10 protein-coding genes and 1 pseudogene are annotated in these 13,106 nt (G+C 58.7%); 8 read left to right on the plus strand and 3 right to left on the minus strand.

Features of this window, described 5'->3' with window-relative positions; translation table 11 throughout:
• The first annotated feature begins 5 nt into the window (after positions 1–5).
• The 7 genes from CRP02_RS12990 to CRP02_RS13020 all read left to right on the plus strand — a co-directional run bounded on the left by CRP02_RS12990 (position 6) and on the right by CRP02_RS13020 (position 7,247).
• Positions 6–1,328, plus strand: coding sequence for an alpha/beta hydrolase (locus CRP02_RS12990; RefSeq protein ID WP_097171414.1), 1,323 nt, complete (start codon positions 6–8; stop codon positions 1,326–1,328).
• 128 nt (positions 1,329–1,456) lie between these two features.
• Entirely contained in the window at positions 1,457–2,494 is a 1,038-nt protein-coding gene (locus CRP02_RS12995) for a 4-hydroxyproline epimerase (RefSeq protein ID WP_065661431.1), read from the plus strand.
• Between the two features lie 113 nt (positions 2,495–2,607).
• The gene (gene pyrC / locus CRP02_RS13000) at positions 2,608–3,645 is read left to right on the plus strand and encodes a dihydroorotase (RefSeq protein WP_097171415.1); all 1,038 of its coding nucleotides are present in this window, start codon (positions 2,608–2,610) and stop codon (positions 3,643–3,645) included.
• Positions 3,646–3,709: 64 nt separating this feature from the next.
• Positions 3,710–4,408 carry an orotate phosphoribosyltransferase gene (locus CRP02_RS13005; protein ID WP_097171416.1) on the plus strand — a complete coding sequence of 233 codons (699 nt, stop codon included), beginning with the start codon at positions 3,710–3,712 and terminating at the stop codon, positions 4,406–4,408.
• 97 nt (positions 4,409–4,505) lie between these two features.
• Positions 4,506–5,432: a carbohydrate kinase family protein gene (locus CRP02_RS13010; RefSeq protein WP_097171417.1), complete on the plus strand. Its 927-nt coding sequence runs from the start codon at positions 4,506–4,508 to the stop codon at positions 5,430–5,432.
• A 124-nt stretch (positions 5,433–5,556) separates the two neighbouring features.
• Entirely contained in the window at positions 5,557–6,522 is a 966-nt protein-coding gene (locus CRP02_RS13015; protein ID WP_097172762.1) for an acetylxylan esterase, read from the plus strand.
• A complete protein-coding gene (locus CRP02_RS13020; protein WP_097171418.1) occupies positions 6,519–7,247 on the plus strand; it encodes an esterase family protein in 729 nt (242 codons plus the stop codon). Before CRP02_RS13015 ends, CRP02_RS13020 begins: the two co-directional genes overlap by 4 nt.
• Before the next feature lie 16 nt (positions 7,248–7,263).
• On the opposite strand, the pseudogene CRP02_RS13025 reads toward CRP02_RS13020, so the two are convergent.
• The 3 genes and pseudogenes from CRP02_RS13025 to CRP02_RS13035 all read right to left on the minus strand — a co-directional run bounded on the left by CRP02_RS13025 (position 7,264) and on the right by CRP02_RS13035 (position 11,689).
• A pseudogene (locus CRP02_RS13025) lies at positions 7,264–8,133 on the minus strand (ornithine carbamoyltransferase).
• Between the two features lie 90 nt (positions 8,134–8,223).
• Positions 8,224–9,849 carry a glucose-6-phosphate isomerase gene (pgi, locus tag CRP02_RS13030; protein ID WP_097171419.1) on the minus strand — a complete coding sequence of 542 codons (1,626 nt, stop codon included), beginning with the start codon at positions 9,847–9,849 and terminating at the stop codon, positions 8,224–8,226.
• A 127-nt stretch (positions 9,850–9,976) separates the two neighbouring features.
• Positions 9,977–11,689 (minus strand): long-chain fatty acid--CoA ligase, encoded by a 1,713-nt coding sequence (locus tag CRP02_RS13035; protein ID WP_097171420.1) that lies wholly within the window; start codon positions 11,687–11,689, stop codon positions 9,977–9,979.
• A gap of 354 nt (positions 11,690–12,043) precedes the next feature.
• On the opposite strand from CRP02_RS13035, the gene CRP02_RS13040 reads away from it, so the two are divergent.
• A complete protein-coding gene (locus CRP02_RS13040) occupies positions 12,044–13,093 on the plus strand; it encodes an ABC transporter ATP-binding protein (RefSeq protein ID WP_097171421.1) in 1,050 nt (349 codons plus the stop codon).
• Positions 13,094–13,106: the final 13 nt, after the last annotated feature.

The raw sequence follows: 13,106 nt of genomic DNA on the forward strand, positions 1-13,106 counted from the left end.
ATGTGATGCCCATCCGTTTCGTAGCCATAATTGCGATTGTTGCCCTGCTCGCCGGCTGCGGGGGGCGTCCCATCGGGGTCATGACGCCAACAGGGCAGACCGTGGCGGGAACCACGCCCGTCAATCTTCTGGTCGCCACCACGCGTGCGCCCTCGGACAATGCCGCCGTGCTTTTCGGCGGCGAACGCGGAACCGGCTTGAAGGTCGATGCCGTCACCATCTCCATTCCGCCCAAGGCCAACCGCAAGGTCGGGCAGGTGCAATGGCCGAAGAAGCTGCCGCCTGACCCGCTGAAGGATTTCACCACGGTGGCGGTTGAGCCTGTTCGTTCCGAAGCGGAGACGAAAAGCTGGATCAGCAAACATATCCAGAAGGACCGCCGCGTTCTGGTCTTCGTGCACGGTTTCAATAATCGTTACGAGGAATCGGTCTATCGCTTTGCGCAGATCGTTTATGATTCCGGCTCGGATGTCGTGCCTGTGGTTTTCACATGGCCGTCGCGAGCAAGTATTTTCGACTATAATTACGACAAGGAAAGCACCAATTACTCGCGCGATGCGCTTGAGGAAATGCTGACCCGTCTGGCAAAGGATAAGTCGATCGGCGAGGTCACGGTCATGGCGCATTCCATGGGCACATGGCTTGCCGTGGAGGCGCTGCGCCAGATGGCCATACGCAACGGTCGCGTCGATCCGAAGATCAGCAATGTCATTCTGGCAGCACCAGATCTCGATGTGGACGTGTTCAGCCGGCAGTTCGCCAGCTTCGGCAAGGTGCCGCCGAAATTCACCCTGTTCGTCTCGCAGGATGATCGTGCGCTCAGCCTGTCGCGCCGGATTTCCGGCAATGTCGACCGTCTGGGCCAGATCGACCCTTCCGTCGAACCCTATCGCAGCCAGCTGGAAAAGGCCGGTATCACTGTACTCGATCTGACCAAGCTGCAATCCGGTGACCGGTTGAACCACGGCAAATTTGCAGAAAGCCCTGAAGTCGTGCGCCTGATCGGCGACCGCCTCATTGCCGGTCAGACCGTAACGGATTCCGATGTCGGTCTGGGGGAGGCGCTGGGCGCGGTCAGCATCGGTGCCGCGCAAACTGTCGGAACGGCGGCAAGCGTCGTGGTCAGCGCGCCCATTGCGGTGTTCGATCCGCGCACGCGTGAAAATTACGGCAGGCAGGTGGAGAGGCTCGGCCGCTCTGTCGAAAACACCGTCGGATCGGTTGGTGATACGGCCGGCTCCGTGGTGGACGATCAGGCAGTTCAGTCTTCGAGAGTGAATTGCGACGCCGCCGCCAATCGTAACCGGGCGGAGTGCCGCAATCGCTAGATCACGATGAGAAGTGTATGGCGAAAACCATAAGCGATTTTCGGCATACAGCTCACGCAGATTTGTATACAGCTTGTATTTTTACCTATATGGTCGGGTCAACAGCTCAACTTCCGGAGTAAGATCCCATGCGTTGGAAACGCACCCTGCAGCTTCTCGATGTTCATTGCGAAGGCGAAATCGGCCGTGTCGTCACCGGCGGCGCGCCGAAAATTCCCGGCAACACCGTGGCCGAGCAGCTTGACTGGATGAATACCGATCCCAAAGGGGAAGCCCTGCGCCGCTTTCTGACGCTGGAGCCGCGTGGCACGCCCATGGGGTCGGTCAACCTTCTGCTGCCGCCGAAGCACCCGGATGCCCATACAGCCTTCGTCATTCTCCAGCCGGATCAGGCGCATGCCAGCTCCGGCTCCAATTCCATCTGCGCGACGACAGCACTTCTGGAAAGCGGCATGGTGGAGATGCAGGAACCGGAAACGGTCGTCATTCTGGAAACGGCCGCCGGTCTGGTCAAGGCCACCGCCACCTGCCGCGACGGGCGCTGCGAAAAGGTCAAGCTGACCATGGTGCCGTCCTTCGTGCATGAGCTGGATGTGACCATCGACACGCCCGAATGGGGCAAGGTGACGATGGATATTTCCTATGGCGGCATCTTTTACGCGCTGGTCGATGTGCGCCAGATCGGCCTGACCATCGAAAAGGCCAATGCAGCGAAACTGGTTGCTGCGGGCATGATCCTCAAGGACCTCGTCAACAGTGAAATGACGGTCGTGCATCCCGAAATCCCCGCCATATCAGGCGTGGCCTATGTGATGTTCCGCGATGTGGATGCCGATGGCTCCATCCGCACCTGCACCACCATGTGGCCGGGCCGGGCGGATCGCTCGCCCTGCGGCACCGGCAACTCCGCCAATCTTGCAACGCTTTACGCGCGCGGCAAGGTGAAGGTGGGAGACGAATACAAATCCCGCTCGATCATCGGTTCGGAATTCGATGTCGGCCTTTCCGCCGTCACCGAAGTGGCAGGCCGTCCGGCGGTCATTCCCACCATTGCCGGGCGTGGTTTTACCTTCGGGCTGCACCAGGTCGGACTTGACCCCTTCGATCCCTTTGCTGACGGCTTTGCCATGACGGATGTATGGGGTCCCGAAGCGGGCGGCATCTGAGGCTGGCTTCAAAAAAATGACATTTACAGCCGCCCGATGCCTCTCGGCGGCTGTTTTCCTGCAACGAAAGATGCTAAGCGGGCGCCAATTCCGTCATGCTCCGAGGTATCCCGATGAAGTCGCTCACCCTTCGCCGCCCTGATGACTGGCATCTGCATCTGCGCGATGGCGCCATGCTGGAAGGCGTGATCGGGGATACGAGCCGCCATTTCGCCCGCGCAATCATCATGCCGAACCTGGTGCCACCGGTGGTCACCTGCGCCGATGCCCGCGCCTATCGCGAACGCATCGTCAAGGCCATTCCGGCGGGCGACCGTTTCGAGCCGCTGATGACGCTTTATCTCACCGAGGACACGCAGGCCGACGACGTGGAAGAGGGCAAGAAAAGCGGCCTTATCACCGCCGTAAAACTCTATCCGGCCGGCGCGACCACCAATTCCCACGGCGGCGTGCGCGATTTCAACAAGGCGATGCCGGTTCTGGAACGCATGGCGAAGATCGGCCTGCCGCTTTGCGTGCATGGCGAGGTGACGACGCCGGAGGTCGATATTTTCGACCGCGAGAAAGCCTTCATCGACACGGTTCTGGAGCCGCTGCGCCAGCGCCTGCCTGAACTCAAGGTGACGATGGAGCACATTACCACCCTCGATGGCGTGGACTACATAAAGTCGTCCAAGGCCAATCTCGCCGGATCCATCACCACTCACCATCTCATCATCAACCGCAACGCCATTCTGGTCGGCGGTATCAAGCCGCATTATTACTGCCTGCCCGTCGCCAAGCGCGAGGAGCACCGGTTGGCACTCCGTGCGGCCGCGATTTCGGGTGATGCCCGCTTCTTCCTCGGCACGGATTCCGCCCCGCATGTCGATCCGCTGAAGGAATGCGCCTGCGGCTGCGCCGGCATCTATACCTCGATCAACACCATGAGCTGTCTTGCGCATGTCTTCGAGCAGGAAAACGCTCTCGACAAGCTGGAAGCCTTCGCTTCCCTAAACGGCCCAGCCTGGTACGGGTTGGCGCCAAATGAGGAGACGATCACGCTGGTGAAGCGCGAGGAGCCGGTGTCGTTTCCCGCCAAGATTGAGACGGGCGCCGGGCCGGTGACCGTATTTGATCCGATGTTCCCGCTTCATTGGGACGTGAGCTGATTTTTTTAATGACCGCCGGCACTGCCGGCGGTTTTGTTATGAAGGCCGAAAAAGGAGAACGCCTATGAACCATTTCACATTCACTGACCGCACTGTCGTTGCAGAACTGGTTGCGAAGATGTTGTGGGAAATCAAGGCGGTCCACTTCAATTCGGAAAGCCCGTACACCTTCGCCTCGGGCATGAAGAGCCCTGTTTATATCGACATGCGCAAGCTCATTTCCTTCCCGCGCATTCGCTCTGCGGCAATGGATTTTGCGGCAGCGGCGGTGATGCGCGAGGCCGGTTTCGAGAAATTCGACTGTGTCGCGGGCGGTGAAACGGCGGGCATTCCCTTCGCGGCTTTCCTTGCCGAGCGCCTTGGCCTGCCGATGATATATTGCCGCAAGAAGCCAAAGGGCCATGGCCGCAACGCCCAGATCGAAGGCCATATGCCGGAAGGCGCCCGCGTTCTCGTCATTGAGGACCTGACGACGGCCGGCGGCTCGATGTTCACCTTCATCGACGCCATCCGCGCGGCGGGCGGCATTGTCGATCACGGTATTGCACTCTTCTACTACGGCATTTTCGAACAGGCCGAAGCGCGCTTCGCCAATGGCAATGTCAAGCTGCATTACCTCACAACCTGGCGCGATGTTCTGGCTGTTGCCCGGGCTGAAAAGCTGTTCGACGAAAAGACCCTGTCGGAGGTCGAGGCCTTCCTCGATAACCCGCTGCCTTGGTCTTCAAAGCGCGGCGGCGTCAGCGAATTGCCGCAATCTTGATTTCGGATGCGGCCAGCCAGCTTGTGGCTGGCCTTCCGATCGATCTTCGTCTAAATCGATTTAAGTCCATTTGATTTGCTGTTTGAGGAGGACCGTAATGATCCTGTGTTGTGGTGAAGCCCTGATCGACATGCTGCCCCGGCAGACGACGCTGGGTGAGGCGGGTTTTGCCCCCTATGCAGGCGGAGCAGTCTTCAACACGGCGATTGCGCTCGGGCGTCTCGGCGTCCCGTCCGCGTTCTTCACGGGTCTTTCCGATGACATGATGGGCGATATCCTGCGGACAACCCTGCGGGCGAGCAACGTGGATTTCAGCTATTGCGCAACGCTTTCGCGGCCGACCACCATCGCCTTCGTCAAGCTCGTCGATGGCCATGCCACCTACGCCTTTTATGACGAAAACACCGCCGGCCGGATGATCACCGAGGCCGAGCTTCCGGCCTTGGGCGCCGATTGCGAGGCGCTGCATTTCGGCGCGATCAGCCTCATTCCGGAACCCTGCGGCAGCACCTACGAGGCGCTGATGGTGCGCGAGCATCAAAGCCGAGTCATCTCCCTCGATCCGAATATCCGCCCCGGTTTCATCAAGGACAAGCAGTGGCATATGGCCCGCATCCGCCGTATGGCTGCCATGTCGGATATCGTGAAATTCTCCGACGAAGACCTCGAGTGGTTCGGTCTGGAAGGCGATGAGGACACGCTCGCTCGCCACTGGCTGCACCACGGCGCGAAACTGGTCGTCGTCACCCGTGGCGCCAAGGGCGCGGTCGGTTACACCGCCAATTTCAAGGTGGAAGTGGCTTCCGAGCGCGTGGAGGTCGTCGATACCGTCGGCGCGGGCGACACCTTCGACGCCGGTATTCTCGCCTCGCTGAAAATGCAGGGGCTTCTGACCAAGGCGCAGGTTGCTTCGCTGACGGAAGAGCAGATCAGAAAGGCTTTGGCGCTCGGCGCAAAGGCTGCTGCGGTGACCGTCTCGCGAGCTGGCGCAAATCCGCCCTTCGCGCATGAAATCGGGTTGTAAAGGATATGGTTGAACCGTTTTGAAAAGGCGGTTCACCACTCCTGCCTGGGCCAGGGCCGTAAAAAACCGATATTTGGATATCAAGAAGCTTGTGTCGGCCGGTTTTTCACGAAACAAGCATCGCATGAGCGTTCTAACAACCCATCCTTTCGATTTCGACCCGACCTATGGCATGCAGCGCGAGCAGTTGCTGGCCATTATCCCGCCTGAGGCGCCGCCGGGCTTTGATGATTTCTGGAAGAAGCGCTATCGCCGCGCGCTGGCCACGGATCCGCGACCGGTACTGCGCAAGAGCAAACTCAGCCATCCCCGCTGGCATGTTCTCGACGTCTCCTACACATCCACCGGCGGCTTCCGCATCGGTGGATGGATGCTTCTGCCGCGCGAAGGACAGGTGCGGCGCGGCCTTGTTGTCGGCCATGGTTATGGCGGGCGGGGAGAGCCCGATTTCGATGTGCCGGTGGAAGAAACGGCCGTGCTGTTTCCCTGTTTTCGCGGGCTTTCGCTGAGCGCCTGTCCGCCGATTTCGTCCGACCCGGCCCTTCATGTCCTCTACAACATCGACAGGAAAGACGACTACATCATCGGTGGCTGTGTCGATGATCTATGGATCGCCGTCTCCACGCTCATCACGCTCTATCCATGGCTGGAAGGGCAGGTGGGTTATAGCGGTATCAGCTTCGGCGGCGGCATCGGGGCTTTGGCGATACCATATGATGCGCGCCTTGACCGGGGCCATCTGGTCGTACCGACATTCGGACACCGGCCGTTCTGGCTGACGCTGCCGACCGTCGGCAGCGCAGATGCGGTCCAGACCTATCAGAAGACCCATGCCAATGTGCTGGAAATGCTGCGTCTGTTCGATGCCGCTTCTGCGGCTTCCCGCATAAAAGTGCCGATGCTGGTCGCGCCCGCCCTGTTCGATCCGGCGGTGGCGCCGCCGTGCCAGTTTGCGGTTGCCAATGCCCTGCCGTCCTCAAAATTTAATGAAATCTTCATCCTAGACGCGGGACATTTCGAATACGCTGACAGTGCATCCCAAGATGCGGTCCACAAGGACAAGGTCAGACAGTTTTTCAAGGTGCCATGAAACGCGAATATCTCCGCTGGTATAGTCAAAGGCTTCATCGCGATATGGAGCTGTTGATATTCGGTCATTCTGGCGCCAAGGTGCTGATGTTTCCCACACGCGACGGGCGCTTCTTCGAATATGAGGAACTTGGCCTTGTCGACAGTCTGGCCGATAAAGTGGAGGCCGGTCATCTTCAGCTCTATTGTATCGAGGGGCTGGCCAAAGAGACTTTTTATGCGGCCTATAATCACCCGGCCGAGCGCATTCGCCGCCATGCCGCCTTCGAAGATTATATTCTGAACGAAGTGCTGCCGCTGATGGCGCAGAAAAACCCGCATGGTGATACCATCGTGCAGGGCTGCAGTCTCGGCGCGTTTCAGGCCGCCAGCCTCGTCTTTCGTCACCCACATCTTTTCCGCAAGCTCGTCGCCTTTTCCGGCCGCTACGATCTGACGATGAAGGTGGAATCCTTCCGCGATCTGTTCGACGGTTACTACGATGACGATGTCTATTTCCACATGCCGAGCCACTTTCTGCCGGACCTCGCCTGCGACTGGCGGCTTGAAAACCTCCGCCGCATCGACATGGTTTTCACCATCGGCGATGCCGATCCGTTTTTGGACAACAACTATCATCTGAGCCGGGTTCTTAACAAAAAGCAGATAGGGCATCAGTTGCATGTCTGGGAGGGACGTGCTCATCGGGCAGGCGCATGGCGCAAGATGGCGGCGCTGTATATTTGAGGCGACCGGCGCCGTCTCAGGCGAGGAGAAATTCCATCAGGGCATTCTGCGCGTGCAGAAGAAATGCCTTTGCGGGCCGGCTTTGACAGGCCGGATGCGTCATTGCATCTGCCGTCACTTCCTGACCACGGGCAACCGGCGGGCAGGGTAAAAAAATCACCTCGGCCTGCATCCTGTCGAGAAGGGAAGCGGATATGCGGTAGTCGATCAGGATATGATCCGAACCGGCGGGCCAGGAATCGGTAATGACCACATCCGCGTCCAGCAACTCCGCCATATCAGAACTGGCCCGGAAGTTCGGGTTGATGAGCGCAGCATCCGTGACGTGCCATTGTTCGGGGTAAACTTGTGTGACCTGAATTGGCAGGGAAATCGAGGCCTCGACCCACGAGCGTAAGATATTGGCATCCGGTGCGACGCCGACGATTTTGAGACCGTCGACCCAGCCTCTCACGCTTTTGATGTAGGCAAGATCGCCAAGCGTCTCACATGGATGATTAGACTTGGTCCGCGCGTTGATGACGGGTGCACGCATTTCGGCTGCAAGCGCCCGGAGGGTCGCGAGTTCTTTCGTGCGGATAATCACAAGATCGAACCAGTTGTCGAGATAGCCCGCCAGATCGGCGATTTCTTCACGGCCATTAAAGCTGATCGGGACGGTGACACAAATACCGCCCATGGCCTAAATGCCGAGATCGAAGGCAGCGGTGTTGCGCCAACCGGTGTCGTCGACGATCAGCCCGACGCGTTTTCCCTTAAGCAGCTGTGGCATCGTGCCCTTTGACCAGTCCTGCGCCAGACTGTCTGCACGGTCTAGGATCGACAGCACCGCATCTTCAGGCAGATCATGAAACGCCAGAAAATCCTTGCCCTGCCGCAGTGCCATATGTGCCTCCAATCGGTGTTCCATCGATGCTGAATTGAAAAAGCCGGAAGTTTCCTTCCGGCTTTCGTAATTATCAAGGGAGCAAGGATTTTACCCCGCCAGTCCCGACAGCGCCTTCACCAGACCCTGTGTCGAGCTGTCATGGCCGGCTGCACTTTCCTTGCCTTCAACGACGGGAAGCAGGCCGGTTGCCAGTTCCTTGCCCAGCTCCACGCCCCACTGGTCGAAGGAGTTGATGCGGAACAGCACGCCTTCCACGAAGACGCGGTGTTCGTAGAGCGCGATCAGGCGGCCAAGCGCAAATGGCGTCAGCTTGTCGTAGACGAAGGTGATGGACGGGCGGTTGCCGGTGAAAACGCGGTGCGGCGCGATGAAATCGGCTTGACTGTCTTCCATGCCCTTGGAGGTGAGCTGGGCTTTCGCTTCGGCCAGCGTGCGGCCCTTCATCAGGGCTTCCGACTGCGCCAGGCAATTGGCGATGAGAAGCTGGTGCTGATGGCGCAGTTCCGGTTCGAAACCGTTGGCGGCGATCATGAATTCCGCCGGAATGACGCTCGTGCCCTGGTGGATGAGCTGGTAGAAGGCGTGCTGGCCATTGGTGCCGGGTTCGCCCCAGACGACCGGGCCGGACTGGCCTTCGACAGGTGTCCCGTCGATCGTTACGCCCTTGCCGTTCGATTCCATGTCGAGTTGCTGCAGATAGGCAGGGAAACGCGACAGGCGCTGGTCATAGGGCAGGATCGCCCGCGTGGAATAGTTCAGCACGTTGCGATGATAAAATCCGATGAGACCGAGCAGCATCGGCAGGTTTTCACGGATCGGCGCTTCGCGGAAATGCTTGTCCATGGCATGCGCGCCATCCAGAAACTTGCCGAAATTCTCCGGCCCGATGGCGATCATCAGCGGCAGGCCGATAGCCGACCAGATCGAATAACGTCCGCCAACCCAGTCCCAGAAACCGAAGATGCGATCGCTCTCGATGCCGAAGGCGGCAACCTTTTCCAATGCTGTCGAAACGGCGGCGAAATGGTGCTTCACCGCCTCTTCACCCAGCTTTTCGGCAATGAAACGGCGCGCGGTCGCGGCATTCGTCATCGTTTCGATTGTGGTGAAGGTTTTGGAGGCGACGATGAAGAGCGAGGTCTCGGGATCAACGAGCTTCAGCGTGTCGGCAATATGCGCGCCATCGATATTGGAGACGAAATGCGCACGCGGACCATCATGGAAAGGCGCAAGCGCCAGCGTCGCCATGACGGGGCCGAGATCGGAGCCGCCGATACCGATATTGATGATGTCGGTGATCTTCTTGCCAGTCGCACCTTTCAGGGAACCGGAGCGAATGGCGTCGGCAAACTTGCCCATTGCGGTAAGAACGGCGTTCACATCCGGCATCACATCCTTGCCGTCAACGAGAACAGGCGTGTCGGAGCGATTGCGCAGTGCGGTGTGCAACACGGCACGATCTTCGGTGAAATTGATCGCCTTGCCGGAGAACATTTCCTCGCGCTTTGCCTCGACGCCACCGTCACGCGCCAGCTGTTCGAGAAGCGTTACGATTTCGTCATTAACTGCGCATTTGGAATAGTCCATCAGCAGGTCATCGAATTTGGCGCTGAAACGGCTGAATCGTTTGTCGTCGGCCGCAAAAGCGGCGCGCAGATCGGTTGCGGCTGTGCTGCTTGCCGTTGCTTTCAGTTTTTCGATGGTGGCCTGCATCTCGTGCTCCTCGGCTTCCTGGAAGGATGAGGAAACTATTCTTTTTCAGGCGACCAAATCAAGGCGACTTCGGTAAAAGAAATGGACTGGGAGAAAAGAAAAGAGCCGGTCACCCGGCTCTCGTCCTTCAGTTCAGATTGCGTAACTCACGCCGCAAGATCTTGCCGACGTTCGATTTCGGCAGCTCCGTTCGGAACTCGATGATTTTCGGCCGTTTGTAGTTGGTCAGGCTCTTGGCGCAGAAGGCCTTGAGTTCCGCTTCCGTCAGCGACTGATCCTTCTTGACGACGAAAAGCTTGACGGTCTCGCCGGAATGTTCGTCGGGAACCCCAATTGCCGCGCATTCCAGCACGCCGGGATGGCTGGCGGCCACTTCCTCGATCTCGTTCGGATAGACGTTGAAACCGGAAACGAGGATCATGTCCTTCTTGCGGTCGACGATCTTGGTGTAGCCGCGCTCGTCCATGAAACCCATGTCGCCTGAACGGAAGAAGCCGTCTTCGGTCATTGCTTTCGCGGTTTCATCCGCCCTCTGCCAATAGCCGGCCATGACCTGCGGCCCGCGAATGCAGATCTCGCCGACCTCGCCGGTCGGCAGGCTGTTGCCTTCCTCGTCGCGAATGTCGATCTCCGTCGAGGAAATAGGCAGGCCGATGGTGCCGCTGAATTCCGTGGCATCGAGTCTGTTGACGGTGGCAACGGGCGATGTTTCCGATAGCCCGTAACCTTCGGCGATCGGGCAGCCGACCATGGAAAGCCAACGCTCGGCCACCGGCCTCTGCACCGCCATGCCGCCGCCGAGAACGAGAATGAGCGAGGACAGATCGAGCTTGCGGAAATCCTCATTGTTCATCAGCGCGTTGAACAGCGTATTGATACCCGGAAAAATATGCGGTCGATAATGCGACAACTCTTTCACGAAGCCGGGAATATCGCGCGGATTGGCTATCAGCAGGTTATGGCCGCCAAGCGCAATGCCCATCAGCGAATTCACCGTCAGCGCAAAGATGTGGCATAGGGGCAGCGCGCAGACGAAGTTGAGGACTTCTGGACGGTCCTTGCGTTGGGTGAAAGCAGCATCCAGCCACAGGCTGATCTGGGCCTTGTTGGCCAGAAGATTGGCGTGGGTGAGGATCGCACCTTTGGAAATGCCCGTCGTTCCGCCGGTATATTGCAGGAATGCGATATCCTGCGGCAGGAGGCGGACCGCCTTCAGGGAAAATCCCTGACCTTCCTTCAACACGGCCTTGAAGCTGATGGAGCCGGGAATAGCGTAGGCCGGCACCAGTTTCTTCACCTTGCGAACCACAAGATTGACGATATGTCCCTTGAGGCCGAGGAGATCACCCATGGCCGCAACGACCACATGTCTGACGGTGGTTTTCGGCACCGCCTGCTGCGCCACATGGGCGAAATTCTCGAGTACGAAAAGCGCTTTTGAGCCGGAATCCTTCAGCTGGTGTTCCAGCTCGCGCGGCGTATAGAGCGGATTGACGTTGACCACGATCATGCCTGCCCGCAAAATTCCGTATACGGCGACGGGGTTCTGCAGGATATTCGGCATCATCACGGCAACCCGGTCGCCTTTTTCCAGCCCTCTGGATTGCAGCCATGCGGCCACCGCGCGGGTTTCAATATCCAGCTCCCGGTAGGTCAGGGACTTTCCCATGCTGGAAAAGGCCTTCCTGTCGGCAAATTTCGCGCAGCTCTTTTCGAGAAGTTCGACAAGGGAGGTATTGGCGGATGCGGGGATTTCGGAAGGTACGCCCGGCGGGTAGGATGCCAGCCAGCGCTTCTCTGCGCTGACATTTTCCGGATGTCCCAGGGACAATTCACTCATGCTTCTCCTCCCAGAGTCTCTGTCGCGCCGTGCGTTCGATGGAACGCATGAAAGGCGCTATAAGCTGCCTGATCATCATGAGACCCCCCAATCAACCGGCGTAATGGCCGGATTGAGGGAACCGCATGTGGCGTCACCGGATCGACTGCTCCTCCGCTCCCCGATGACGAATGATAGACGTCTAATCACCTGACGTCCATCGTATCGGCAAAGCCTATTTAACTCTAACGTAAACGTCAATATTCCTGCCGAACATCTCGCAACCTCGTGAATGGAAACCCATTTTCCCCGCCTTTTGACTTTAATCCTGATTTGAGCGATCAACATAATTCGCAAAGCAGGGCAGGATTGGAAATGGCAGGCAACGCAGCGCTTGAACTGAAATCGGTCGGAAAAAGATTCGGCGATACGGATGTATTGTCCGATATCGATCTGACCGTCGAACGCGGCGAAATCATTTGTCTGGTGGGACGGTCCGGCTGTGGAAAATCGACCCTGCTGCGCATTATAGCGGGTGTGGAAACGCCTGATCATGGCAGCGTTTGTGTGAATGGCGCAGTCGTTGCTGGTCCGGCTGGTTTCGTGGAACCGGAAAAGCGCAATATCGGTTTCGTCTTTCAGGATTATGCGCTCTTCCCGCATCTCACCGTCGAACAGAATGTGATGTTCGGTCTCAGGTCATTGCCAAAGGCCGAGGCCCGCCGCCGGGCTGCGGAGATGATCGAGCACGTTCATCTGCAGGAGTTGGCCAAGCGCTACCCGCACACGCTTTCGGGCGGTGAGCAGCAGCGCGTAGCCCTCGCCCGCGCCCTTGCCCCGCAACCCGGCCTGCTGTTGATGGATGAGCCCTTTTCCAATCTGGACCGGGGATTGCGCGACACTGTGCGCGAGGAAACGCTGGGCGTCCTGCGGCAACTGGGCACGACGGCGATCATGGTCACCCATGATCCGGAAGAGGCGCTTTCCGCCGGCGATCGTGTGGTGCTGATGCAGCGAGGGCGTATCGTCCAGAGCGGCACGGGCTACGAAATCCACGATCATCCCAAAAGCCGCTACGCCGCCGATTTTTTCTGCGCCTTCAACAAGATCGAAGGCAGGGTGAGGCAGGGTCGCGTGGAAACGCCGCTCGGGCCTCTGGGCGATGCGTCCGGTCTGGCGGAAGGTCTTGCCGCCACCGCCTATGTTCGCCCCAATGCGATTTCGATCATCGAGGACAGCGCTGCGAAAGACGGGATTGCCGGCGAAATATCAAGTCGTGTGTTCCTCGGCGAGATCGAACAACTCGGCATAGCCGTTCCCGGCCTTCCAGCCGACCTGCGCGTCAGGACGATGCAGCGCACACCCGCCAAGACCAAGGCCGTGCGCTTCGGCATCGATCCGAAGGGTGTCCTGATATTTACCTGAAGTTGAATGAGCG

The organism is Rhizobium sp. AN5 (genome assembly GCF_900215255.1).
Taxonomy (GTDB): domain Bacteria; phylum Pseudomonadota; class Alphaproteobacteria; order Rhizobiales; family Rhizobiaceae; genus Agrobacterium; species Agrobacterium tumefaciens.

Bases quoted from the DNA above. Each gene is read 5' to 3' on its own strand.
- pyrC (WP_097171415.1), top strand. From the start codon at position 2,608: ATGAAGTCGCTCACCCTTCGCCGCCCTGATGACTGGCATCTGCATCTG.
- CRP02_RS13010 (WP_097171417.1), top strand. From the start codon at position 4,506: ATGATCCTGTGTTGTGGTGAAGCCCTGATCGACATGCTGCCCCGGCAG.
- CRP02_RS13035 (WP_097171420.1), bottom strand. From the start codon at position 11,689: ATGAGTGAATTGTCCCTGGGACATCCGGAAAATGTCAGCGCAGAGAAG.
- CRP02_RS12995 (WP_065661431.1), top strand. From the start codon at position 1,457: ATGCGTTGGAAACGCACCCTGCAGCTTCTCGATGTTCATTGCGAAGGC.
- CRP02_RS13040 (WP_097171421.1), top strand. From the start codon at position 12,044: ATGGCAGGCAACGCAGCGCTTGAACTGAAATCGGTCGGAAAAAGATTC.
- CRP02_RS13015 (WP_097172762.1), top strand. From the start codon at position 5,557: ATGAGCGTTCTAACAACCCATCCTTTCGATTTCGACCCGACCTATGGC.
- pgi (WP_097171419.1), bottom strand. From the start codon at position 9,849: ATGCAGGCCACCATCGAAAAACTGAAAGCAACGGCAAGCAGCACAGCC.
- CRP02_RS13020 (WP_097171418.1), top strand. From the start codon at position 6,519: ATGAAACGCGAATATCTCCGCTGGTATAGTCAAAGGCTTCATCGCGAT.
- CRP02_RS12990 (WP_097171414.1), top strand. From the start codon at position 6: ATGCCCATCCGTTTCGTAGCCATAATTGCGATTGTTGCCCTGCTCGCC.
- CRP02_RS13005 (WP_097171416.1), top strand. From the start codon at position 3,710: ATGAACCATTTCACATTCACTGACCGCACTGTCGTTGCAGAACTGGTT.